Annotated in this window: 20 protein-coding genes and 1 pseudogene; 4 read left to right on the plus strand and 17 right to left on the minus strand. The window is 39.2% G+C overall.

Going from position 1 to position 26,116, the window contains the following annotated elements; all coding sequences use genetic code 11:
• Nucleotides 1-39: 39 nt before the first annotated feature.
• A complete protein-coding gene (locus AB6M99_RS10670; RefSeq protein ID WP_369351236.1) occupies nucleotides 40-387 on the minus strand; it encodes a hypothetical protein in 348 nt (115 codons plus the stop codon).
• Nucleotides 388-398: 11 nt separating this feature from the next.
• On the minus strand, nucleotides 399-1,046 hold the full coding sequence (locus AB6M99_RS10675; RefSeq protein ID WP_183121691.1) for a hypothetical protein: 648 nt from the start codon (nucleotides 1,044-1,046) through the stop codon (nucleotides 399-401).
• A gap of 308 nt (nucleotides 1,047-1,354) precedes the next feature.
• Here AB6M99_RS10675 and AB6M99_RS10680 point away from each other — a divergent pair, with 308 nt between their 5' ends.
• The gene (locus tag AB6M99_RS10680) at nucleotides 1,355-2,215 is read left to right on the plus strand and encodes an Rgg/GadR/MutR family transcriptional regulator (protein WP_121836252.1); all 861 of its coding nucleotides are present in this window, start codon (nucleotides 1,355-1,357) and stop codon (nucleotides 2,213-2,215) included.
• Between the two features lie 305 nt (nucleotides 2,216-2,520).
• Here the strand turns inward: AB6M99_RS10680 and AB6M99_RS10685 are convergent, their stop codons facing one another.
• The 8 genes and pseudogenes from AB6M99_RS10685 to argR form a co-directional block, all read right to left on the minus strand.
• Nucleotides 2,521-3,075: a DNA-3-methyladenine glycosylase I gene (locus AB6M99_RS10685; RefSeq protein WP_121836253.1), complete on the minus strand. Its 555-nt coding sequence runs from the start codon at nucleotides 3,073-3,075 to the stop codon at nucleotides 2,521-2,523.
• Nucleotides 3,076-3,165: 90 nt separating this feature from the next.
• On the minus strand, nucleotides 3,166-3,756 hold the full coding sequence (gene ruvA / locus AB6M99_RS10690) for a Holliday junction branch migration protein RuvA (protein ID WP_369350772.1): 591 nt from the start codon (nucleotides 3,754-3,756) through the stop codon (nucleotides 3,166-3,168).
• A 49-nt stretch (nucleotides 3,757-3,805) separates the two neighbouring features.
• Nucleotides 3,806-4,552 (minus strand): elongation factor Tu, encoded by a 747-nt coding sequence (locus AB6M99_RS10695; RefSeq protein WP_369350774.1) that lies wholly within the window; start codon nucleotides 4,550-4,552, stop codon nucleotides 3,806-3,808.
• Nucleotides 4,549-5,781, minus strand: a complete 1,233-nt coding sequence (locus tag AB6M99_RS10700) for an MFS transporter (protein WP_369350776.1) — start codon at nucleotides 5,779-5,781, stop codon at nucleotides 4,549-4,551. Before AB6M99_RS10700 ends, AB6M99_RS10695 begins: the two co-directional genes overlap by 4 nt.
• Nucleotides 5,782-5,803: 22 nt before the next feature.
• Nucleotides 5,804-5,986, minus strand: a complete 183-nt coding sequence (locus AB6M99_RS10705; RefSeq protein ID WP_121836256.1) for a hypothetical protein — start codon at nucleotides 5,984-5,986, stop codon at nucleotides 5,804-5,806.
• 112 nt (nucleotides 5,987-6,098) lie between these two features.
• Nucleotides 6,099-8,046: pseudogene (gene mutL / locus AB6M99_RS10710) on the minus strand (DNA mismatch repair endonuclease MutL).
• 123 nt (nucleotides 8,047-8,169) lie between these two features.
• Nucleotides 8,170-10,719: a DNA mismatch repair protein MutS gene (gene mutS, locus AB6M99_RS10715; RefSeq protein ID WP_121836259.1), complete on the minus strand. Its 2,550-nt coding sequence runs from the start codon at nucleotides 10,717-10,719 to the stop codon at nucleotides 8,170-8,172.
• Between the two features lie 167 nt (nucleotides 10,720-10,886).
• Nucleotides 10,887-11,327: an arginine repressor gene (argR, locus tag AB6M99_RS10720; RefSeq protein ID WP_121836258.1), complete on the minus strand. Its 441-nt coding sequence runs from the start codon at nucleotides 11,325-11,327 to the stop codon at nucleotides 10,887-10,889.
• A 347-nt stretch (nucleotides 11,328-11,674) separates the two neighbouring features.
• Here argR and AB6M99_RS10725 point away from each other — a divergent pair, with 347 nt between their 5' ends.
• Together AB6M99_RS10725 and argS are read left to right on the plus strand one after the other, a co-directional pair.
• Nucleotides 11,675-12,628 (plus strand): IS30 family transposase, encoded by a 954-nt coding sequence (locus AB6M99_RS10725; RefSeq protein ID WP_369350781.1) that lies wholly within the window; start codon nucleotides 11,675-11,677, stop codon nucleotides 12,626-12,628.
• Between the two features lie 169 nt (nucleotides 12,629-12,797).
• Entirely contained in the window at nucleotides 12,798-14,489 is a 1,692-nt protein-coding gene (argS, locus tag AB6M99_RS10730) for an arginine--tRNA ligase (protein WP_121836260.1), read from the plus strand.
• Between the two features lie 40 nt (nucleotides 14,490-14,529).
• Here the strand turns inward: argS and AB6M99_RS10735 are convergent, their stop codons facing one another.
• The 3 genes from AB6M99_RS10735 to AB6M99_RS10745 form a co-directional block, all read right to left on the minus strand.
• Nucleotides 14,530-15,117 (minus strand): helix-turn-helix domain-containing protein, encoded by a 588-nt coding sequence (locus AB6M99_RS10735; RefSeq protein WP_121836261.1) that lies wholly within the window; start codon nucleotides 15,115-15,117, stop codon nucleotides 14,530-14,532.
• Nucleotides 15,118-15,576: 459 nt separating this feature from the next.
• Nucleotides 15,577-18,918, minus strand: a complete 3,342-nt coding sequence (locus AB6M99_RS10740) for an FtsX-like permease family protein (RefSeq protein WP_369351237.1) — start codon at nucleotides 18,916-18,918, stop codon at nucleotides 15,577-15,579.
• 18 nt (nucleotides 18,919-18,936) lie between these two features.
• The gene (locus tag AB6M99_RS10745) at nucleotides 18,937-19,638 is read right to left on the minus strand and encodes an ABC transporter ATP-binding protein (protein ID WP_121836263.1); all 702 of its coding nucleotides are present in this window, start codon (nucleotides 19,636-19,638) and stop codon (nucleotides 18,937-18,939) included.
• A gap of 146 nt (nucleotides 19,639-19,784) precedes the next feature.
• Here AB6M99_RS10745 and AB6M99_RS10750 point away from each other — a divergent pair, with 146 nt between their 5' ends.
• Entirely contained in the window at nucleotides 19,785-20,345 is a 561-nt protein-coding gene (locus AB6M99_RS10750; RefSeq protein WP_245962722.1) for a TetR/AcrR family transcriptional regulator, read from the plus strand.
• A gap of 563 nt (nucleotides 20,346-20,908) precedes the next feature.
• Here the strand turns inward: AB6M99_RS10750 and AB6M99_RS10755 are convergent.
• The 4 genes from AB6M99_RS10755 to AB6M99_RS10770 all read right to left on the minus strand — a co-directional run bounded on the left by AB6M99_RS10755 (nucleotide 20,909) and on the right by AB6M99_RS10770 (nucleotide 26,105).
• On the minus strand, nucleotides 20,909-22,495 hold the full coding sequence (locus tag AB6M99_RS10755; RefSeq protein WP_121836264.1) for a PASTA domain-containing protein: 1,587 nt from the start codon (nucleotides 22,493-22,495) through the stop codon (nucleotides 20,909-20,911).
• Nucleotides 22,488-23,162, minus strand: a complete 675-nt coding sequence (locus tag AB6M99_RS10760; protein ID WP_121836265.1) for an ABC transporter ATP-binding protein — start codon at nucleotides 23,160-23,162, stop codon at nucleotides 22,488-22,490. The genes AB6M99_RS10755 and AB6M99_RS10760 overlap by 8 nt, the downstream gene beginning before the upstream one ends.
• A 275-nt stretch (nucleotides 23,163-23,437) precedes the next feature.
• A complete protein-coding gene (locus AB6M99_RS10765) occupies nucleotides 23,438-24,910 on the minus strand; it encodes an ABC transporter permease (RefSeq protein WP_121836266.1) in 1,473 nt (490 codons plus the stop codon).
• Nucleotides 24,911-25,226: 316 nt separating this feature from the next.
• Nucleotides 25,227-26,105, minus strand: a complete 879-nt coding sequence (locus AB6M99_RS10770) for a YitT family protein (RefSeq protein WP_121836267.1) — start codon at nucleotides 26,103-26,105, stop codon at nucleotides 25,227-25,229.
• Nucleotides 26,106-26,116 lie beyond the last annotated feature (11 nt).

Raw genomic sequence — 26,116 nt, forward strand, 5'->3', positions numbered from 1 at the left:
TAATTTCTACTGGTGTTGCTGCATACTCGCTCTCAAAAGCTAAATCTGGATACACCAAACTTCCATCTTCTGCTCGTAACTCTCCAGCTGATTCTCCATGCCAATCGAATCCCTCGCACATTGCGCTGATTCCCCCCCCACTTCATCTGGGTAAGCAATAACTGGCACTTCATTTGGTATATGCGCTAAATAACTTTCCAACTCTTCAATTGGTCTATCTTTCCACACTTCTACTAGTGCATCGGTAGTTTTCATAGGAGCTACCTGAGGCGCTTCCTGAACAACCGCTGTTTCACTAGCTGATATTTGGAGAGTTGATAGTCCCCAGTAAGCTCCTAATGCTATAACCGTTGCTAATACAGTAAGCATTGTAAGTTGTTTTTTCATGTTTTTTCTCCTTATTCTTTATTGTAAACGATATAATAAGACCCCGGTTTTGGATTATAGGTGTAAAAATACTGCCACTTGTAATTGCCATCTATCAATAAAGACTGATTTTCCGAAACAAAAGTACCATGTGTCCCTTGACCGCTATATGTAGCAAAAGCCTGGTCATAATTCCCTACCATACCACTATCATTCACAGCTTTCCATTTCAAGTAAGTGCCTGAACCACTGGAAGGTTTGAATTTATAGCCTGAAAAACGCCATCCTCTACCAGAAAAATTTTCAGAAGTATAGTGCTTGCCATATTCTATCACCTTTTCTGTAGCACCTGATGGACTAGCCGCTCTAAATAGTGGAAACAACTCAAAAGCACCAATACTAGCATTTATTTTAGGTAGCGTCTTGTATTGCGCATACGTCATCAAAGTACCGCCATTTACTTTAATAATCTCAGGATCAAAGTCTGAACCGCCATCATTATCAGCAATATAACCACCTTCTGGGAGAGCCACCACCAGTTGATTGTCTGATGGCTCCAAAATGGTGAATGTCTCAGAACTACTATTTTGAGGATCTGCCGCCGAAACAGTAGTCACCGGAAGCATTAAACCAAGAGCGGTTACACAAGTCATTGATAACATTATATTTCTAATTTTCATTATTTTTTACCTCATAGTTAGATCATAATATATTGCCATAAAACTCTTTTGATCAAGTCATGCTATCTTATCCATCGAACTCACCTTCTTTCGATGTTTACTAACTAAAAGCTACGGAAGCCACGGCCACCATTGAATGTCCCCCTCACCTAATTTGTAAGTAAGGGTAACAACTGTTAGCAATAATAAAATTTTTAAAATTTGTTTTTTCATCTTCTCCCCCTCAATCTACTATTATGGTATAATAATTTTACGATAATTGTTCAAATTGAAGCATGCAGTAACATTTTATTTTTGGGAGGTAGCATATGTTACGCTGGGATTATGGAAAGTTATATAAAGAAATACGAAAATCAAAAGGGCTGACTCAAGAAGACATTTGTGCCAATGTTTTTGCACGATCTACCTTGACACGAATTGAGAGTGGAACAGTTATTCCTAAATTTGATACAATGATTTTTCTCTTGAATCAAATAGATATGACCTTAGAAGAATTTGAATACATCTGCAATTTATATTACCCTAATGAGAGGCAGAAAATCTTGAATAACGTCTCACATATTAATAGTATTGTTCCAATATCTCAGCTAGAAGCATTAGAATTGCAATGCTCTGATTACCTAAAAAATCACCATGACCTCCCCATCGAAAATCTTTCAAATAGCCTTCTGGCAAATATTTTATTGAGAAAATTTGGTGATTTTGGACAACATGCTGAACTGGATCATATAACAACTAAAGTTTGGAATTATCTAGAAAAACAAGACACTTGGTATTACGGTGATTTAAGACTTCTCAGCAATATTCTCTATTATTTCCCTTTAGAACAGGTCAAAAAAGTCACTCAAAGAATTTTAGATAGTTTAGAAAAATACTCCGACTATAAAAATATCAAATTACACCAATTCACTATTTTAATGAATTTATCAACTATTTTCCTATATCATAAGCACATCAAGGAATCACAAGCAATAGTACTATGGGCACTAGATACCGCAAAAGAAATAAAACGATTTGATTTCCTCGGTTGCGCCCAAGTCCGGCTCGGTATCTGTCAAAAGGATGAAGAACTGATTGACAAGGGATTGACACTGCTAAAACTTACTGAAGAAGATGACCTAGTAGCTATGTTGGAAAAAGAAGTTGAGCAATTTTATAGACAAAAATAGAGGTTGGGACATAAATATCTCAACCTTCTATTCTTAATGGTATTAACAGATTGACGCAGTAGTTGATTGGAAGTCCTAAACCCTTGCTACGCAATCGTTAGCGACCATCCTATACGAATGTGATGAACTTCGTTCATCTTATTTCCAACCTCCAAAGGTCTCCCAGACTTTTGGAGCTGTGCGGATGTGGGAGTGAAACTGTCCAGTGGACAGTTTCAGCCTGAGCTAAGAAACCAGAGAGTGAGGAAAATCGAAATCGTCATTTTTTGACGATTTAACGATTTTTGTCCCACTCTCTTTTTGGTTTATTTGAAGTCACAGGTTTCCTCATGATCATTGACAAGTCCTGCTGCCTGGAGATAGGAATAGACACAAACAGGTCCAACAAACTTAAACCCTCGTTTTTTCAAGTCTTTAGAGAGACTTTCTGAGAGTTCTGTCTTAGCAGGAGTATTTTGATAATTGTCAACCTTATTGACAAGAGGTGTAAAGTCCACCCAAGACCAGAGGTACTTATCAAAGGTTCCAAATGCTTTTTGAACGTTAAGAAAAGCTTGCGCATTAGCCCTTGTGGCGTAGAGCTTTGCCTTATGGCGAATGATGTCAGGATTGTCAAGCAGACTGTCAAGGTCACTATCAGTCATCTGTGCAACTTTTTCTATCTCATAATCATGGAATGCTTTGCGAAAGGCCGCGCGTTTATTTAGCACTGTCTCCCAAGACAGTCCAGCCTGATAAGACTCTAGACATAGTAATTCAAAAAGTGCTTGCTCATCATGGAGAGGCTTTCCCCACTCCTTATCATGATAATCAATGTATAAGGGATTGGTCAGTTTGACCCAACCACAACGTTTAGTCATTTGTTCTCCTTGGTATTTGGTATTTTTAACAGCTCTGTATTTTACTTAACTGAACTCCTATTTTCACTGGGTTTGTGACGCTCTCATATCTTATTTCATCAACATCTTCAGTGCTGATTTAATATAATTCTCTGCCGTGTCAGTTGTTCCTTCAAAGAAGGCTTTGATTTTCTTAAGCTCTGCTGCTTTGTAGCCGAGGGCTAAGAGGGCTTCCATAGCCTCATCCAAGGCTGGATTTCCTGCCTGAACGGTCTTAGTAGCTTTGCTATTGTCAACAGGCGCTTCGACAAATTTACCTGCCAAGTCCAGCACCATTTGTTGGGCTGTTTTTTTCCCAATCTTAGGGAATTTCATCAGGTACTTAATGTCGCTATTGTCAATCGCAGCAACCAGTCCTGCATTATCATCGACGGCAACAATAGCTAGCGCAGTCGTCGGACCAATGCCTGACACCGAAATCAGCTTGAGGAAAACCTCTTTTTCATCTTCGTTGTGAAAGCCAAAAAGCAGATGGGCATCCTCACGGATAACTTGGTGAAGGTAAATCTGACCCTCGGTACCAACCTTATCTGAAAAGCTGTAAGGATTGGCAACGTTGATGATATAACCCAGACCTGCGGTTTCCACCACAATATATTTAGCTGTAATTTTCGTTAATATTCCTTTGATGTAATCGTACATCTCTAACTCCTTTTTCTATTCTGATTTAATAACCACTCAAATCCTATCTTTAACTCTCTATACCAAACCATTCCAAAAGCGATTGCTTCGCTTTGCTTTCTGACCAGTCATGATAACTAGCAAAAATAGCTTGAACAGTTCCTAGTTTTTCAACTAACTGGTCTATGGCTAAAAAGCTGCGCCAATATTCATAAAAAATGGCAGCATAACTTCCTTCATAGGTTTTCTGTCCAAACTCTGACAGAGAGTGCCAACCATATTTTTCTTGATATAAAGCTACCAACTCTTGATTTACCGATTTTTCAGCCTCAAACTCTGTTTCCGTCAAAAAATAACGACGGCTGATGTACTCAACCATGCCCTCTTCAAACCAGATATCCTGCTCTAGATCATCATCAAAATCATCTAAGAAGAGTTCACTCCAGTGTGCTAATTCATGACCTACGATTTGTAGCAGGTAATTCTCAGAGATATTTTGATAATGCTGACGTAAAGTGGTTATTTGCTCAGTAGCTTCATAATCATCTAGTTGTTTTTCATAGAGTTCTTGCCAAACAGACAGCTCAGGTGTCATAACCATGCGGACATCATTCGTGTAGGCAGGAACAGCGATATCACGAATATATTTGGTAGCTATTATTTTATCAGACCATAAAATCACTTCTGGCAATTCGTCGACTTGAAAATTATTACTTAAATAAGCGACATAGTCTTGTAAAAGATTATCATATCGTTTCACAAACTGTTGATAAATTTCTAATTGCTCTTTCGTTTCAACGGCATATAAATGGTTCATTTTGATACCTCCTTCTCATGCATCTGCGCTGCTTTTACAATGAGAAACACCCCTGTAGTTGCGACAGTAACAAAGACAATTTGGACACCTAAAACACCTGTCAGACCACTCAAAGATACCATACCTCCTGCAAGGACAATCCCCAGCGGTTGGGCGATGGAAATAAAACCTGAATAAGACCCAATTTTATTGTCGTCCATCATCTGAGCACGTAAGACCTGGCTGGCGGGAACATTAATCATTTCACCGATGGTATAAACAACAGCTGACAGAAGGATTGGTACCAAAGTCTTAAAGGTAAAGGCTGCAAAGAGCCCGCTTGCAAAAATAGCAGAGCCCAAGACCAGTTGCGGTATCAATTTCATTTGTCGCGTCAGCCGATTGGCAGTCGTCATAAAGAGGACAATCATGATGGTATTGATTAAGACTGTGATGCTCAGCAATTTTGCCCCAGTCACCTCAAAACCCAATAAGGTGCTTGGCTGATAGATAGTCTTGTAATGAACGGCAATGTAATTGTCAATCTGAGCCCAAACACTAGCAAAGAGAATTGTTCCCGCTGTGTAAATCATGAAAATCTTGTCCTTGACCACATCACCGTAATTGGCAAAGGTTGATAGAATCCCCTTACCGTGGTTAAAAACTAGATTAACCGGTCTAGTTTCGGCAAATTTAAAGTACATCACCATAAAGGTAAATAAGGCAATTCCTGTCATGGCAATGAGCAGCTCGAAGAAATGATGATCGTAAAAGGCACCAGCAATTCCTGCTCCAAACATCACCGCAACATTGATTAACCAATAATTGATGGTGTAAACGTAACGACGGTTTTTCTCATCTGTTAGGTCAATAATCATGGCATCATAAGCAGGGTGATTAAAATTTGACATGATTTCAACAATGAAAATCCCAACAAAGGTCAAAAGTGGCATCACCCGTCCAGGAATATTGGCAAGCATGGTTAAAATATAGCCAAGTACAACACCAAAATTTCCGATATCTGCTACTTTTTTTCGTCCAATAGAATCCGATAAATGCCCTCCATAGAGGATAGCAACAAAGCTGAAAACCTGTGTAATGATGACCAACATTCCCGTGATAAAAGCACCAAAATACTCCACATAGTACATAGACATAAAAGGGAAAATAGCAGAGCCTAAAACCACAGATAGAAAACTCAACTCCAAACGCCACTGCAACTGCTTAGGTAAACTAAAAAATTCCTTCACTTCACAATCTCCTTAATCTCTACTAAGAGCGTTTCTTTCTCTCCAACACACTCTCTAAAACCCAATAGAAAAAGGTCGCTAAAGCAGAGATTCCAATCCCATCGTACCAGTCATAAGTACCACCAGAAAAGTTATTTTTATAAATAATAAAAAGTCCTGTCACAATCACGAAAAACACGAAAACAATCATTAAACGTTTTACCATTATTCATACTCTCCCTATCAATAATCTTACCTATTATAACATAAAAACCAAGGTCATTAGGTAACCTTGGTCTTCTAAGCAAGAGAATACGGTCTTCATTTTATCGTTTTTACTAATACTTCCCTAATTCTCTCAAACTGGTGTGATTTTCTTGAATACGGCGGAACATTTTTTCCATGTCAGCCTTTGTAAAGTTGACAAGAACTGGTCTGCCGTGTGGACAGTTATAGGGATTTTTCGTTTGTGATAACTGTACTAGCAAATTACGAGCCGAATAATCATCTAAGGTATGATTAGCCTTGATACTACGTTTACAGCTCATCATGATAGCAAGCTCTGCACGGTACTTCTTGATAGAAACTTCATTGGTTAAAAGTAGCATGTCACACATCTCGTAGACACCACTTTCAATCTCTTCTTCTTTCATCCAAATCGGATGCTCACGCAAGATAAAGGTATTCTCACCGTAAGGTTCTAAGTTAATCCCAACTTCATTTAACATTGGCATTTTTTCTTGTAAACTTAAAAAGTCAGAAGTTGAAAATTCAAACAAATAAGGCACTAGTAGCTGCTGTAAAGAACTGTCAACGTCTCCAATTTTATCACGATAGTATTCATATTTGACACGCTCCTGAGCCGCATGCTGGTCAATAATATAGAGTCCGCCTTTTCCTTGAGCAAAAAGATAAGTGCCGTGCATTTGCCCAAAGTAATCTAACTCGGGGAAAGTTGACTGTTCTTCATTTTCTAAATTTTCTAGAAGACGATTCAGCTTTGTCTTATTTTTAAAATCAAGACTGTCATGTTCATCATCTTCTTGAATGTACTGGCGTTCAGCAACTTTAACACTTGACGATACATTGACAACTGTGTCAACTTCTTTCAGCTCTGCTTTGTCCCTAGAAACTGGTAATTCTTCAACGAGCGTCGTCTCAGGCTTCACAAAGAAGTCTTGCTTCTCAGTATCATAATAAAGATTTGTTGATTTTAGTGGAAGACTGGTCTGTACTGGTTTCTCAACTTTTCTGACGCTAGATTTAGCTAAATTTTCCAAAGCATTCTGGAATTAAATCCTGTGCTCTTAAACTATCAGCAATAGCAGAGCTAATTAGCTGCATCAGTTCTTTTTCTTTAGAAATACGAACTTCCTGCTTGGTTGGATGGACATTGACATCTGCAAGATAGGGATCAATTTGAATATCAATCACAGCTAGAGGAAAACGACCGACCATCAGTTTAGAACCATAGCCATCTAAAATTGCTCGATTGAGCAAAAAGTTTTTAATGTAACGACCGTTAATGAGAAGGGTAATATAATTACGATTGGCCCTTGTCAACTCAGGTAAAGAGACATAGCCAGACACTTCAAAATCAAGGTCTGAAGCTGAAATCTCAACCATCTTTTTAGCTGTATTTAATCCATAAATACCAGCAATAGCTTGACGTAAATCACCCGTTCCAGAAGTTTTAGTTAGATCACGTCCATCTGCAATAAGGGTAAAAGCCACCTCTGGGTGTGCCAAACTCAAGCGATTGACCACATCAACGATATGGGCCAATTCCGACTGCAGGGTTTTCATGTATTTGAGACGAGCTGGAGTATTGAAAAAGAGACTTTCCACCGTAATTTTTGTTCCAATAGGAGTGGCAATCGGCTCAATACTTTCAATTTTACCGCCATTTGAAACTAAGATTGTCCCGTGCTCTTCACCCTCCGTAGCGGTAACAATAGTCATATGACTGATTGAAGCAATAGATGGCATGGCCTCACCACGAAATCCAAGCGTTCTGATACGAAAAAGATCTGCCTGTGTCTTTATCTTACTAGTGGCATGGCGGCTTAGAGCAAGTTCAACATCACTTGAGCTCATTCCCTCACCATTATCGGTAATTTGAATTTTTTTAAGACCAGATTCTTCAATTTCAATCGTTATTTGACTGCTTCCTGCATCGATAGCATTCTCAACTAATTCCTTTACCACACTTGCCGGGCGCTCAACCACTTCACCAGCAGCAATTTGGTTTGCCAAAACTTCAGGTAATTCAATAATTTTAGTCATAATTATCCTCGCTTTACTTGTCTTTTATTATACCATAAGAAAACAGAGGTAGGCTCAACAGAACCTACCTCTCTTCGTCTATTCTATTTTTAAGGTCACAAGAACCATTCACGTAGCAGATAACTACAGTAATTTTTTCAACTCATATAAAGCATTCATAGCTTCCATTGGTGTCAAATTCATGACATCAATCGTCTTTAATTTTTCAATCAGTGCTGAGTTTTCATTCTCTGAGAAAAGGCTGAGCTGTTCTACCTGAGAACTCTCTATCTCTTGATGCGCTTGCTTATCTACCGTATGTAATTGCGCTGCACTTGACTCTAGGTTGGTCAAAATATTATCTGCACGATTTAATAAGGACTCTGGCAGACCTGCAATTTTAGCGACATGAATACCATATGACTTATCCGCAGGGCCCTCTGCAATTTTATGAAGGAAAGTCACTTCCCCGTCTTTCTCCAAGGTCGCCACATGAACGTTGACAAGCTTTGTCAAGGATGTTGACAGATCTGTCAACTCATGATAATGAGTAGCAAACATCGTCTTAGCTCCAACTTTGTCATGAATGTACTCAATGATTGACTGAGCCAATGCCATTCCATCGTAGGTGGCCGTACCGCGTCCCAACTCATCAAACAAAATCAAAGAATGTTGTGTCGCTCTTTGAATGGCATGATTAGCTTCCATCATTTCCACCATAAAGGTAGATTGACCAGAAATCAAATCATCCGCCGCTCCAATTCTTGTAAAAATAGCATCAAAAACGGGTAAGGAAACAGACTCTGCTGGAACATATGACCCCATTTGAGCCATAATGACTGTCAAAGCTAACTGTCTCATGTAGGTTGATTTACCAGACATATTAGGACCAGTAATCAGCTGCATGGTTGTCTGACTATCAAAATGGATACTATTGGGAATGTAAACTTGAACTCCCATAACTTTTTCGACAACCGCATGGCGACCTTTTTCAATAGCAATCGTTTGATTATCATTAAATGCTGGGCGCACATAGTGATTAATCTCTGAAACCACCGCCAAACTTTGCAGAACATCAACCGTTGCGATTGCTTTAGCCAATCCCTGTAAACGATCAATGTAGCGCTCAACCTGTGCACGAATGCGCATAAAGATATCGTATTCTAGCGTTGCAGATTGCTCGCGCGCCTCAAGCATTTCACCTTCAATTTTTGCTAATTCTGCCGTTCCAAAACGCTCTGAATTTTTAAGAGTTGCCTTACGGAAAAAATAATCTGGGACTAAAGACAGGTTAGAGTTGGTCACGTGGAAATAGTAACCATCTTTTCGGTTGTAATCAATTTTGAGGTTATTGATTCCTGTCGCAGCACGTTCTCGTGCCTCAATATCAGCAATCCAAGTGGTTCCCTCTTTCATGACTTTACGATATTTGTCTAAGGTTTCGTCAAAGCCTGTTCGGATGATATTTCCCTCAGAAACCGTCGCTGGGGCATCTGGGTCAATAGCTGAGCGAATAAGATTTTCGAGTTCAGGTAAGGTGTCAATTTGATTGACAAGTTTGTCAACTGCTTGATGTCCAAATGATTCTAAAATCGCTTTGATATAAGGTACCTGAGCTAAGGTTTGTCCTAACTGTAACAAATCTTTAGGATTTGCCTTACCAAATGACACTCGGCTTGCTAGCCGTTCAATATCATAAACACCTTTAAGACTATCCGATAAATCACTACGCTCAATGAATTGCTCTAAAAAGACAGATATGATTTCCTGACGCTCTAAAATGCGCTCCAAGGAAACTAAAGGTCTGTCAATCCAGTTGCGTAACAAGCGCATGCCCATGGCTGTTTTAGTTTCATCTAACAACCAGTAAAGACTGCCATGCTTTTTAGTCGTCCTTGCATTTTCAAGTAAATCTAAACTTGACTTCGTTGCATAACTCATTTGAAGGTAATCCTTAACTTCATAATGAACCACCTTTTGCAAGTGAGATAATTCTCTCATTTGAGTGCGATGAATGTATTGCAATAATTTTCCAGCGGCAGCTTTTTCCAAATCTGTCAACGTATTGTCAATTAAATGACCATCGCTGTAAACCTCTAACTCCTGAGACAGCAAGATGTTCATCTGCTTGGCTAAAACGTGCTCATCTTCTTCAGACAACTGATAGCCGATAACCACTTCACGCGCCTTAAGGTTCTGCACTTCACTGCAGACACTCGAAAAATCAGATAAGTTAGTCACAAAAAACTCACCGGTTGAGACATCCATATAAGACAGGGCAAAGTCCTGTCCGTTACGGTCAACAGCAACAAGAAAATTATTGCCACTATCTGGTTTTGTAGAATCAACAGCTGTCCCTGGAGTAATCACCTGGACAACTTCACGTTTCACCACACCGACTGCAGTCTTAGGATCTTCCATCTGCTCCGCAATAGCAACCTTGTGTCCCAAATCCACTAGCACATCAATATAAGTCTGTGCCGAATGATGGGGAACACCCGCCATAGGAATGGGATTGTCTGCATTTTTATTACGACTCGTTAACCCAATCTCTAAAATCTGCGCAGCTTTTACCGCATCCTCGTAAAACAGTTCGTAGAAATCGCCCATGCGAAAAAGTAAAAAAGCATCTGGATATTGTGCTTTAATATCCAAATACTGTTGCATGCCTGGCGAAATTTTTTCATTTGCCATAATATTATTATAAAAGGGGCTACAGAGCATAAATTAGCCATTTCAGTAGTGAGCTTTGATCATCGTGTGTCAATCAACTACCGAAAAATCAGCTCTGTTGCTCTGCCTTTTCCCTTGTTTAGTTAGGGTCGCTAACCAAACACTCCTTTCCCAAGAGTATTGCTTTATTAAAGACTAGTGAGCAAGTCTTTTTCATACTCACTTGCAATGACCTCATCCTTGCAGACAACCAAAAGCGTATCTGCTCCAGCAACTGTCCCTAAAATATTGTCATTCGCATCTTTATCAATGATGTTCGCTAAAACATCCGCCTCACCTAGCTCTGTGTGAAAAACAAGCATAAAGCCCGCACGCGCCACTCGACGGATATAAGACCTAGCCGCTTGACTAAAGTGTAAACTAGCCGCTTCAGATAAGCTATAGTAAAGTTTGCCATTTTCATCGCGCAGTTTTAAGAGACCAAGCTCTCGTAAATCACGAGAAAGTGTTGCTTGTGTCACAGAAATGCCATACTCTTCAAGTATTACTTTTATCTCTTCCTGTGTGCCAACATGACGCTCTGAGATAATTGTTTTAATCAACTCATGTCTACTCTTTTTATTAACCATGTGTTACCCACTAAAATTGATAAGAAATAAGTAACCAGTCAGTCCTCTATCTTTAAAACTACTTATTTTCCTAACATTTTAGCCTGTTCAGTTTTACTTCTGACTGAACAATCCTTTCTCTGCTTTTATTTACCATCACATTTTCTTTGTCATTTTTCATTTCAATCTCTAAAATTATATCAAATACAATGAAAATATACAAACCAAAAATACTTTTATCCTTAAAAATATTTCTAAAAAATCAATTTGGAAAGTTCTAAAATGAAGTTAGCCACCTAAGGGTATCAAAAAACATCTCAGAGAGATATAATTGTAATCACCACAACAACAATTAGAAAGATTCTGAGATGCAAAACTATTATACACCAAAAAGTAAACATTTGACACTAACTGAACGTAGAATGATTGAACGTTGGCTTCAAGAAGGGCTCTCAAATCGTGAAATCGCTAGGAGATTAGCTAAAGCTCCTCAAACCATTCACAACGAAGTCAAACGTGGTCAGGTTAGACAACAAGTGCGTAAAGGAAAATTTGAAGTGATCTACTCAGCTGATTTCGCTCAAAAAGCCTATCAAAACAATCGTAAACGTTCTGTTAAACAGCTCTCCCTAACCAAGGGACTCAAAGAAAAGATAACTCACTACATCGAACAGAAATATTCTCCCGAGATGATGGTAAAGTCAAAAGAAATACCTGTTCCCATCTCCACCATTTACTACTGGATTCATCATGGACACTTAGGATTGACCAAGGCTGATATGCTTTATCCTCGACAAGAGAAAGCTAAGAAAAAGCATGCTAGTCCCAATTTTAAGCCAGCTGGAAAGTCTATTGAGGAACGACCAGAAAGCATTAATAAGCGTGAGAATATCGGTGATTTTGAAATTGATACGGTTATTCAAACACGGGCAAAAAACGAGTGTCTGTTGACCCTAACCGATAGAAAGAATCGTTATCAAATCATTCGACTCATTCCCGATAAGTCCGCGTCTTCAGTCAATCAAGCTCTGAAAGCAATCCTCAAGGATTATCAAATGAACTCTATCACAGCTGATAACGGGGCTGAGTTCAGTCGTTTAGCAGAAGTTTTTGACCCTGCTCATATCTACTATGCCCACCCGTATTCTTCTTGGGAGCGTGGTACTAATGAGAATCATAATAGACTCATCCGGCGTTGGTTGCCTAAGGGAAGCAAAAATGCGACTCAACAACAAGTCGCATTTATTGAAAACTGGATTAACAACTATCCAAAGAAACTATTCAATTATAAATCTCCTATAGAGTTTTTACAGACTGCCTAACTTGAACTTGAAATTTGGCTAAAAAATCAATTTTCTAATGAATTAATAAATTTTCGTCCTTTTAAATGGTGTTGTAGTCGTTTTCAAAGTATTTTTACGTGACATTTTTTCTAACCTAGCACCTTTTATGGTAAAATAGAGACAATGATTATTTTATATTGGAGAGATTATGGACACAAAATTAATGATTGCAACTGAGATTGCAAAAGCTGTTCCTGAGCTTGAATTGGAGACTATCTTAAATCTCCTTGAAAAACCTAAAAATGCAACTATGGGAGATCTCGCTTTCCCTGCCTTTTCTTTGGCAAAAAGCTGGCGCAAAGCACCTCATATGATTGCTAGCGAGATTGTCGAAAAGATTGATGCTACTAACTTTGAAAAAGTTGAAGCCGTAGGCCCTTACATCAATTTCTTCTTAGACAAGGGGCAAATTTCTGCTCAAGTATTATCTCAGGTAATCTCAGCAGGTTCTCACTATGCTGACCAAGAAATTGGACAAGGTCGCAATATCGCCTTTGATATGTCAAGCCCAAACATCGCAAAACCATTCTCAATCGGTCACTTACGTTCAACGGTTATCGCGGATGCTTTGGCCAATATCGTTGAAAAACAAGGCTACAAACCAGTTCGTATCAACCACTTGGGTGACTGGGGGAAACAGTTTGGTATGCTTATTGTTGCCTATAAAAAATGGGGAGACAAAGAAGCTGTCGAAGCTAATCCGATTAACGAGCTTCTCAAACTCTATGTCCGCATCAACGCTGAAGCTGAATCAGATTCGACGGTTGATGATGAAGCACGTGAGTGGTTCCGTAAATTAGAAGCTGGTGATGAAGAAGCCACTTCTCTATGGCAGTGGTTCCGTGATGAGAGCTTGGTAGAGTTTAACCGTCTTTATACTGAGTTGAATGTTTCCTTTGATAGTTATAACGGTGAAGCCTTCTACAATGACAAGATGGACGAGATTGTTGACCTTCTAACTGAAAAAGGGCTCCTCGAAGAATCTCAAGGCGCTCAAGTCGTAAATCTTGAAAAATATGGCATTGAGCACCCAGCCTTGATTAAAAAATCTGATGGTGCAACACTCTACATTACCCGTGACTTGGCAGCAGCCCTTTACCGTAAACGTACTTACGATTTTGCTAAGTCTATCTACGTTGTTGGTAACGAACAAGCGGCTCACTTCAAACAATTAAAAGCTGTTCTTAAAGAAATGGGCTATGAGTGGTCTGATGATATGACGCACGTACCATTTGGTTTAGTTACTAAAGAAGGTAAAAAACTATCAACGCGTAAAGGAAATGTCATCCTGCTTGAGCCAACTGTTGCTGAAGCAGTTAGCCGTGCTAAAGCTCAAATTGACGCTAAAAATCCAAACTTAGCTAATAAAGAAGCCGTTGCACATGCTGTCGGTGTCGGAGCAATCAAATTCTATGACCTTAAAACAGACCGCATGAATGGTTATGACTTTGACCTTGAGGCTATGGTTTCCTTCGAAGGTGAGACCGGCCCTTATGTGCAATACGCGCATGCTCGTATCCAGTCAATCTTACGCAAAGCTGACTTTGTGGCAAAAGCTGACGCAACCTACAGTTTAAACGATGTTGAAAGTTGGGAGATTATTAAACTCATTCAATCTTTCCCACAAGTTATCAACCGTGCCTCAGATAATTTTGAACCATCAATTGTTGCTAAATTTGCTATCAATTTAGCGCAAGCCTTTAACAAATATTACGCACACACACGCATTCTTGACGAAAGCCCAGAACGTGACAGCCGCCTAGCCCTCAGCTACGCAACAGCAACTGTCCTCAAAGAAGCTCTTCGCCTCCTCGGTGTTGAAGCACCAGATGAAATGTAAGATTCTAAAAAACACGCCCTCGCTTGAAGGCGTGTTTTAGTTATGGTAAAAGCCAGACATAAATCAGTGATACAAGCATTGCCAAAATAGCGAAAATGCCAGTAAAAATTAAAACAATCAGAGGTTTCTGATAAGGATATTTTGCATTTTCGGCAATGGTTTCTGTCTCACTCAGAGTTTCTCCTTGGCTAAAAGCCACAATTTGTCGATAGGTTTGAACCTGATTATCCTTCTTAATTTTCTCAATGCGATTAGCAAAATGAACTTCTAGCCCCGAGAGAGGTAAATAAATCAACAATCCCCACCAGCCTAGGCAGTAAAAGACAGGGAATACTAAAAGTAAAAGAGCAATCATACACCCTATCATATAGCGTGTTGCCTTATCCATATCCTGAATGTCCGTATCTTTAATCACTTGTTTCATCGTTTCTAGGTCTCCTTTTATCAATTGATCCAAGGTAAGCTTAAAACACTGACTCAGTAATATCAGAGATTGTAAATCTGGATAAGATTTTTCAGTTTCCCAATTGGATATCGTCTGCCTACTCACATAAAATTTTTCAGCTAATTCCTCTTGAGAAAGTTGTAATTGCTGACGCTGTTTTTTAATCTGTTGACCGACTTCCATAAATTCTCCTTTCTATCTTTTTCTTACACAGACTAGCCCTCCTTGGTCATCTGTATTAAAGTCAATTAGTTTTTATTTAGTATTTTTGTTAGCACTTCTCCTAATGTGGTGTGGGGCGGAAGCGACCTCCTACAGAGTTCCATTCCTTCTTGGCAAGCCTAGTTCTTGCCAACCCCTTCACACTAAAACTTATTAGTTTTAGTGTTATCACCACTGCGGAAAGTGCTAGTTGTGGCGACTTCGTCGCTCGTAATGATTGCAGAAAATACCAGCAATAAAATATTATAAAGCAACCATATATTGAAGAGGAATTCATTGTGACTGAGACATTTTATCTTAAACGAGTTTACTATTTTAAAGCTAAAACACTATATCTAGCATTTCTCTTTCTTATTCTATCAAATTTTCTTGACTAAGTATGAAAAACCCTTGTCAAAAGTTTTTGACAAGAGGTTTTCACTATTCTACACTCTTTAGTGCTTCTAACATGTCTACTTTTCTAAGCTTGTGATTGACAAACCAGCCCAAAATCCCCAAGATACCGATAATAGCAATAACAGGTATCAGATAAACATAATAAGCAACTTTAGGTTGGAACATAATCTGATTTGAACCAATCATATCCAAGATAACTTGGTGGAGTATGCGTCCACTGACAAGTCCCATCGCAATACCTATGATAGATAAAACAATTGTCTCTCGGTAGATATAAAGAGTAACCTCACGGTTGTGGAAACCTAATACTTTGATGGTAGATAGTTCTCGAATGCGCTCTGCTACATTGATATTCGTCAGATTATATAGAATAACCACACCAAGCAATACAGATAGGGTGATCAATATAATCATCACAGACTGTAATGAATCTGCTACGGTATGTAGGGTCTTTCTGAGCGCTGTATTTTGTGCCACGGCGGCAATCTCTTTCATTGCCAGAAAATCAGCTGCAACATTATTGATGTTTTTCACCGATTTATTCTTTAAGGAGACGAGGTAACTATTAGACTCATAGGTTTTTCCAGTGACACTCTCATAATAATCTGCGGTCATATAGAGATACTGACCGACATACATTTCTGTGATACCAGACACGACCACTGTCACTTCTTGGTCAGAAAGCGTAAGCGTTAGGCTATCTCCCTTAGAAATACCATATAGTTTTGCCAGTTTTTCGGTGATAATCGCTCCGCTTTGTCCCAAGGAAAGAACATTACCTGAATCTCTTTCACGAAGACTGATGTCTTTTGAAAAAGCAGGGCTGTCAGTTACGATAAGATTGATTGCAAGATCATCATCACTTCCTTTAATCTTCTCGGACAACGTTTCAAAATAAATGGCTTGAGACCTCTGTATCCGAGAAGTTTTCAGGGTCTCTTCAATCACTTTTTTATCCTTTTGTCTTTTTGAGGCAACAATCATATCGTAGTGAATAATCTCTCCGAACTGTGTATCAGCAACGCCTGAAATAGATGACTGGATGCCCAATCCAGCAAATAGCAGAGCAACCGAGCCTGCCACTCCAAAGATGGTCATCAACATCCGCTGTTTGTATCTAAAAATATTTCTAGCTGTTACTTTATGGGTAAAACTGAGACGTCGCCAGATAAAAGGGAGTTTTTCTAGTAAAATCTTCGAACCTGAGACTGGGGGCTTAGCTTGCAACAATTGCGCAGCCTTTTCCCCAAGCTCACGTCTAGCAACCAAGTAAGTTGGAACAACCGCCGAAAGAAGGGCAAGTCCGATGGCTAGCAAGGTCCAACTTGGGTAAAAATATGTCCTACTACTGCCAATCACCGTTCCCTCTGTTAAAATATTCCCAATAACAGGAGACAATAGGAAATGTCCTATAACAATACCCACCAGAGTCCCAAGTAAACTCGATACCAATCCATAAATGACAAATTTAGCAATAATCTGACCATCAGAATACCCCAATGCCTTAAAAATCCCAGCCTTTTGTCGCTCCTCATCAACAAAGCGTGTCATCGTCGTCAAAGTGACCATAGCCGCGACACCGTAGAGGACCACAGGAAAAATATCTCCAACAGCTGAAATCGAATCAGCTCCCATAGAATAGGTCGCATATCCCTCTCCTCCTGGAAGAGTTTTCCGAGTGTAAACGGTATAGGCTGGCTCTTTCAAACTTGCCACTTCTTCCTTAGCTTCTTCCAAATCATTTCTAGCTGTGGTGAGTTTTTGATCTGCTTCTAATTTTTGACTTTGATAGGCTTTCTCAGACTTATCCAGTTCAGACCTCGCCTGATTTAAGTTTTCCTGCTGAGCTGAAATTTCTTGTTGAGCAGCTTCTAGTTTCTCAGCATTAGCTTGGTAAGTTGCTTGACCAGTTTGATAATCTTCTAAACCAACTTGATAGACTTTCAATCCTGCCTCATAATCAGACATTCCCTTATGATAGTCATTAACACCAGATTCATACTGAGAGAGACCTGACTGATAGGCTTCTAGATTACTTTCATAAGTAGAAAGCCCCGTTTCGTATTGCGCTTGCCCGTCCCTAAAGGTAACCCTTGCTTTCTCTAATTCTACTTCTTTTTTAGCCAATTCTTCTTGCGCCAAGCTAATCTCGTCAACAGTCATAGGATCAATGCCAGCAGCAACTAAAGCATCTGTTTTAGCATAAATCTCTTCTTGTGCCTTTTGAAGCACCTGCTCACCACTAGCAATAGCTTGCTCACTCGCCTCTAGTTGCGCCTTGTTGCTATCCAAAGTAGCTTTAGCACGTGACAACTCTTCCTGAGCCTTATCTAACTGGAGCTTGGTAGTATCCAGCGCTTTCTTAGCATTATCGAGTTCTACCTTTGATTGCGCTAATTTATCAGCATTAGCATCCAATTCAGCTTTTGCATCAGCAAGACGCTCAACAGCACCAGCTAACCCTTCTTGACCAGAGGTCAACTCTTCTTGTGCGCTGTCAATTTGCTTCTGCCCATCTGCAATTTTATTTTTACCGTCAGAAATGGCCTGCGCTGCGTCAGTTAATGTCTTTTCGGAGTTATGAATATCATCGTAACCTTTAATAATATCAGCTTGCGCGGACGCTTGAAGCGTCGTTAGACGCTGTTTGCCATTATCCGCCAATAAATGTTTCAATTCCTCACGATACTTGGCTAGTCTTTGCTCATAAATGTCCTGATAATAGGTCAACTGATCCATATCTTGATAAGAAATACGAGCAATCATATAAACATCTGAATCAAAAGTTGTCTCCGGAACAATCCCATACCCCGTCAACTCTCCAGTCCCAGACTTGGTCTGCCCCATGGCATCATTGTCCCAAATCTCAGCTGAATTAACAAAAACAACAACTTTAAATCTAGTATCTGTCAAAATCCCATCTTCTAACAGTTTAAAAGTAATCGTATCACCTAACTGATAAGTCTCAGACATCTTCTCAGCCAGAGCGATTTCTCCGTTTCTTTTAGGAAAACGACCAGCTACCAATTGGTATTGCGAAATGCTCTTAGTTTGTGAAAATATCCTGACCGCATCATGGCTATCAGCTATCGTGACATCTGTTAGGTAACCAAATTCTACGTTCGCCTTGGGTAGAGATGATAATTCCTTAACATCTTCACGATCTAACCCATAGTCCGCCATAACTGACAAATCCATCAGATTAGTCTCATCAATAAATTCTTGAGCGGTCCGCCTCATATTAGGTGTTGTCACCTTTAGCGCAACCAAGGCAAGTGCACCAATTCCCATCAAAGAGAAAATCGAAAAGAGCCTTCCTTTGGAGCTAGAAAAAGATTGACCAATATCTTTCCAGTAAGTTCTCATACTCACTAACAATGCCTCCTAATATTCCAAAGTAGCAATATCCTGTGGATAATCATTCACCTTAATTGACTTGACTGTTGCATCACGCATATGGATAACTCTATCTGCAATAGGTGCCAAGGCTGCATTATGGGTTACAATAATGACAGTAGCTCCTTGATATCTAGACATATCTTGTAAAATTTTCAAAACTTGTTTACCTGTCTCATAATCTAGGGCACCTGTTGGTTCATCGCAGAGCAGAAGTTTAGGTTTTTTAGCTACCGCACGCGCAATGGACACTCGCTGTTGTTCACCTCCTGAAAGCTGGGCTGGAAAATTATCCAAACGATGAGCCAAGCCAACTTCTGTCAAAATTGCCACAGGATCCATAGCATCCCTCACAATTTCTGAAGCTAGTTCCACATTTTCTTTCGCCGTTAGATTAGCTACTAGATTATAAAACTGAAAAACAAAGCCTACATCATCTCTACGATAATTTGTCCTTTGATGGGAATTGAATTGAGAAATGTCAGTACCATCAATAAAAATATGGCCTTCATCATTAGTGTCCATCCCACCTAAGATATTGAGCAAAGTCGATTTTCCTGCTCCAGAAGATCCTAGAATAATAACCAACTCTCCTTTTTCAATCTCAAAACTAACATTGTTATTAGCAGGAATTACCGTGTCCCCCATATGATAATACTTAGAAACTCCCTGCACCTCAATATAAGACATCTTTCTCTCCTCACCAGTGCACTTATCTTGACACATTCTCTTACTTTATATATACTAATTTTATCACAAAATTATACATAGCGTTGATTTGAAATTCGTATGCCTTTCTATGCACTGATTGGCATAATGATAATTAAGAGTTTATTATGGAAAAGGAATTAAAAATTACGATGCCTAAACAAACCCGTCATACAGAAACTAAGAACCATATTAAGCGAGCTCTTTCAGAGCTACTAACCCAAAAACACCTTGAACAAATCTCTGTTACAGAAATTTGTAAAACTGCTAAGATTAACCGAGGCACCTTCTATCTCCACTATAAAGATAAATATGACATGATGGAGAAAATCAGAGAAGAGAAACTCTCTAATTTGTATAGGCTAATCACCCAGGAAAATCTATCCTTCAGTAAGGAAATCATCTGTGAAACACTCCAGTACATCCAGCAAGACATTGCATTTTTACGTGTGCTAGCTACTATCTCTTATGTTAACTTTTCGCCAGTCATGCGAGATTTCATTGGCTATATCTTAGACAATATCCCTGACTTTGACACTTATATCGTAGAAAAATTGGCAGTGCCACTCAACTATGCTAAAGCATCCTATATCGCTTCTATTGAGTCCTTACTACATGAATGGATTGTCTCAGGTGGTCAAGAAAGTCCAGAAGAGTTAACAGAAATCATCGTTCGAATTGCTCAATAATCATTACAAATCTGAAAAATAATAAAAAGCATAAAATCAAACTGTGAATAGTCCTGACTCAATGGCTTCACACTGATTTTATGCTTTTTTATTGGATTGTTATCTGTATCGTTTATTTATACTTAACAAAAATCAAAAATTACTTTTTTGCTTCTTTCTTAAAAGTGCGGACGCTCCAAAGGTCTGGGAGACCTTTGGAGGTGGGAAATAGAGTTGACGGAGTCAGTGTCCCAACCTCCTACGGAGTTTCATTGCTAGATTTGAGCTTATCTCTATCGCAGTAGATGATTGGCTGTACTTGTCGACTACTCGACAGCGTCCAACCTAATCATCCTTGCGGGGGAACTACTACGAAATTGACTTTCAATTTTGTAGTTCTCCCAAAAATCCGTTCTTATCAAGCCATTTACCCTCACTCTTTTATTTCTGAGCTTGGGCTAAAACTGTCCACTGGACAGTTTCACTAATAAGAATACCACCATGGTGAAAGAAGCTCTGATAAATCAAGCCATTTATTGGTTCTTGATTTGACTTAAACTGCTAATTTTGATTTTGGATGAGTATTATGGTGCGACAGCTGAACCTTGTGAGCTGGTTGTTGTATCAGGAGTGTTATTGGCTGGTGGAACAATGGTGCCTGAAAAATGTGCGCCATTACTGATACCAACTTCAACTGTGTAAGTCAAAGGTAACCATGTTTCTTTAACACTTTGTGCAACAACTGTTCCTTTTGGTTGGCTCGAATCCACATAGTAGCTTGTAAAGTAGATTTCGGCACCTTTCGAACGAAATTCATCATAGAAATATTGTTGGAGCTCTCCTTCATTTTTTCCTGATAAATCACGAATGTAAGGCGCTCCTGCTGAATAGACTACTTCAACATTCTTATCGTCTTTTTCGGTCAACTCTGTCCCAGCTGCTTTTGATTGAGAAATTAAAGCACCGTACGGAGCATCTCCATACACCTGACGTACAATAACAGTCAAGCCTGCAACAGACGACGCTTGCGTCATTGTTAAGGTAGAAAAGTCTGGCACCATGATTCCCTTACCTGCTGAAACCTGTACTGTCATTTTTGATTTCTTAGCCACTTTTTGATTAGCAGCAACTGATTGTCCCATAACAGTACCGACAGCAAGGCTTGCACTAGCTTTTTCTTCATAGGTCACTTCAATACTATTGGTCTTAGCCCAAGAATCCACATCCGTCTTGTTTTTTCCAACAAAATCTGGAACTTCGATATTGGCTTCAAGTACCTCTTTACCACGAGAGTAGGTCAATGTCGCCTTATCGCCACGCGTGTAATCACTTGCAGGGATAGAATTAGCAATTTCTAGTTTAATGAATTTTCCTTTAGCTGTGATGTCGCTATAAACTTGGGTGAGTTTAAGATTTTTAGCTTTGTTGTCGTCAATCCACTTTTGTGCATCGACATAAGTCATCCGAGAAAAATCTGGTAGAGGCAATACTTCTTCAGGGTCAGCTCCCAAGGAACCAACAACTGCCAATTTACTACCTTTGGCTACCTTTTGTCCCTTTTTAATCTTCTGAGACACGATAACATTTTCCTCAAACTTGATGCTATGTTCTTGAGTCAAATCAATCTCTACACCATTCTCATTTCCCCACTCACGCGCTTCTGTCACCGTTTTTCCGACAAAATTAGGGACTGTAACATGGGTCAATTGATAAAAGAGAAATAACCCAAGCGCTAAACAAGCAATGACACTTGCTCCAATCAGAATGACTTTTCGTTTTTTCTTTTTCTGATAATCTGGATCAATCTCAGTTTCCTCATGAGACTCCTCACGACGCCTACTTACAGAACTTTCTCGTTCTTGTCTTGTATAGGTTTGTCGCTCTGACAAGTCATCGTCTTCTTGAGCATGGAAGAACTGATCTATTCTTTCTTGTTTGACTTCTGGAATACTAGAGAAGACCTCTGAAGTTGTCTTAGGTGCCTTTTTTATCACCGTTTCAGACAATGGCTGCTCTGGTGTTTTTTCAAAAGAAAGCGGAGCCCTCGGACTTTTCTCTATTTCTTTCTCAGCTGACTTCAACTGATCTTCTTTGATTATTTTTCGTTTTTTATCCTCTTCTAAGAGTTCATCGTAATGATTACCAGAAAACTTTGACAAAAAATCACTCATACGGTTTTAGTTTTCCTTTCCTTAGATAATAAATCTCATCTGATAACGTTGCAATTTCTTGGGAGTGAGTTACCACGATGACACATTTTCCGTGTTCATGGGCTAATTTTTGGAAAATCTCAACAATTTCGCCTTCCATCTCTTCATCCAGATTTCCAGTCGGCTCATCTGCTAAAATCACATCCACATTTGTTGCCAAAGAACGTGCAATAGCAACACGTTGCTGTTCCCCACCTGAAAGACGATTGACCTGGCGGTCTGCTTTGCTTTTTACTATCCCAATATAGTCTAGCAAATTATAGGCAACATCCGCCTTATTGTCAGGTAAGTCATTTTCTGTAATCGCCATTGGTACCATGACATTTTCCACAGCTGTCATGTAAGGGATAAGATTATAATGTTGGAAAACAATGCCAATATTGTTACGACGAAACGTCTCATAACCAATATCTTTAATATCTTTTCCGTTGTAAAGAACTTTACCTTCTTTTGGACTTTCTAAGGCACTCAGAAGGGATAAAAGTGTGGTTTTCCCTGAACCAGATTGTCCTAGAATCGTGTAAAATTTTCCTTTCTCAAAGGCAATATCCGTCCCCTTCAAGATGTAACGACGATTTTCACCATCTTGATAAAAGTAGGATAAATTTTGTGCTTCTAAAATTGCCATAGCATACTCCTTATGTCAGTAACCTGAGGCTTGGAAAAATATTCCAGCCTTTATTTTTGCAGCAATGACCGCTGATACCGTGAGTGAGTGAGTGAACATCTATCATTGGATACATCTTCATTTTCAAGTGCCCACCTAGTCCACTGGACCACTTAGGACTACACAACCCGTTAGCAGACCCCATACAAGGATGATAAACTGCCAAGCTGAACTTAGAAATTAAAGAGTAAAGGGAAGTTCATGACTTCTGTCTCACTCTTTGGTATCTGATGTCATCACATCATAATGCGTTTAGGGTTAAGTCGTGTCACATAGGCCATCGGCACAATCGTTGCTAAAAGAACTGTTCCAAGACCAATACCATACATTAATAACATGTAGCCAGCAGACAACGTGACCTTATATTGACTGACCACATCATCAAGAGTTGTATTTGTATTTAACTCACTCAATCCACCAAACATCACACCACCAAAGTGGTCCGTCTGATTTAGCTGATGTTGTAATAGAGTATCTGACAGTGCTTGTGCAATCAGATTTCCTGTAAAGACAGCTAAAGTAATCGCCACAAAGGCAATCATAAAGACTTCAGCAAGTGTCTGCAAGACAACCTTACCGCGGCTCTCTCCTAATGATAGGTAAATACCAAGTTCGTGCTTACGGTCGCGTAAGAAGAGCAGCACAACTAAGGTAATGATTAACACTGTCGCACCAATTGCCACCATGAGAACATAGCCTGCTAATTTAGACATTGATTTGACTGGTCCTGCAATGCTATCGTAATTATCTGAATTGGCACGAACAATGTAAAATTGTGGTAAATAAGCTTTAGCTTCCTGCTTAAATTTTTCAAGATCATCAGGATTTTTAAGCACATAAACAGGCTGACCAATATCCCCTACTGCTGTAGAGATTTCCTCACCAGTTTGCTCTGCAAATATTTCCATATTCTCAGAAGCGATAGCTTCAGCTATCTGGTTAGGAACGTATACAGTATTCGCAGCGCTTTGCTCCTCATGAGCTTTTTGGTACTCATCTTGCTCAGAGCCACTCTTATCATTGCTTCCTTTTTTAGCTTGCAAGTGGTTTGAACGGAAGATACCAACAATTTCTAGAGGATAGTCCGTTTCCTTAGCCGTCTCATTATTTTCATAATTGATAATATAATTTTTAAAGGTTGCAGTATCCCCAACTTTTAAGTTATTCAGCTCTGCTAATTGCTCTGAGATTAGAACTACAGCTTTCCCTGAACTGATTTCTTCCTTTGTAAATTGCCGTCCTGATGTTAAGCTAATCAATCCTTCTTCTAAAGGAATTAACTTAGGGGTTTGAGTGCCACGCAATGTAAAGGCATAGGTTTTAGGGTCTGGGAAACCTCCACCACCCATATCTTGATTTGCAATAAATTCAGGAATATACTGTTGCAAGCCATCACTAGCTCCCAAAGTCCCCCCAACAGAATAATCAAAATACTTCACATAAGGAAGCTCAGAAACCTTGGTGACAACATCCTTTGTAAGAGGCTCTACTTTTTCCCAATCAGAGTCCTTCATGTTTTCATAATCGGTTTGAATAGTAGCAGTTGCCCCCATTTGAGACTTTATATTACGTTCTACATTTTGGGTTGCCTGCTGGATGGAAACAGCGCCAGCAATGACATTTCCCAAAATGAAAATAATAACAAAGAGTAAAAGGGATTTCACCTTACGACGAGTAACGCTTAGCCAAGCACGTTTTAGGTAGTTCATAAAAACCTCCTTCTGTTATAAACTATTTTTTGAACGACTTTTATATATATAAAATATATACCTATACGGAGAAAATGTCAATCATTTATAAAACGCTTCCAAAAAAATTATTAAGATAACACTTCACATTATCTTTATAGACACAATTATCAAAAGCGTTAATTTATTAAATTTTACTATTTTGTCCTTTTATTTTCAAGTTTTTTCTGTAATCCCTTTCATATTTTGCTGGTACTTCACGAAAAACGACCCCTAATAAGTCCAAAAGAAAAGCCATGACACTTCTCATCAAGAAACTGCCATGACTTGTTATAGCTTACACTTTATCATAATTTTTGCGTATGATTTTAAAATCTGAGCTGACGACTTCATCGACATTGATAATCGAGACGAAAGCGTCTTTATCAATATCTGCAATGATACGTTTCACATCCATAACTTCTGTTGGGTTAAGCACCACATAAAGAACGTTATGCTGATATCCCGAATAAGCACCTTCGCCTTTTAAATAAGTCACACCTCGGTTAATTTCACTTAAAATGGTCTGTGAAACTTTTTCAGATTCCTTAGTCACAATAATCATTCCACGTACGGTGTAACCACCATTTTGTACCATTGTCAAAACTTGACTATAGACAAAACTAGCAATCAAGGTATACATCATGTGCCGAATGTCAATATAAGTCAAGGAAGCTAAAAGCACCAAAGCATCAATAATCAGTAGGGTCTGCCCTAACTGTCTTCCTGTTTTAACCTCAATAATACGACCAACAATATCCGTCCCACCAGTTGTCGCACCGTATCGAAAAACTAGACCGCTACCTAAACCAGCAAAGATCCCTGCTAATAGGGCTGCAATCAAGAAATCCCCACCTAAATCTAAGTGGATAGGAACCTTCATCCATAAATCAATAAAAACAGACATCAGGACTGTTCCGTATATGGTTAAAAACAGAGCTTTTTTCCCAAAAACCTTCGCCCCTAAAATAAAGAGAGGAATATTGATTAAAAGGGTTGTATAAGCGGGGCTAATTCCTGTTAAAGCATGAATAATGAGGGTAATTCCAGCTACGCCTCCCTCAGCCAAATGATTAGCCATATTGAAATTGACAAAACCAAAGGTATAGGTTGCCACACCCAAGGCAATTAGGATAAGCCCTTTAGCAGTTATTTTAATATCATGATGATCTGTCATAAATCCTCCAC

It is taken from the genome of Streptococcus hillyeri (assembly GCF_041081565.1).
In the GTDB taxonomy this organism is placed as follows: Bacteria; Bacillota; Bacilli; order Lactobacillales; family Streptococcaceae; genus Streptococcus; species Streptococcus hillyeri.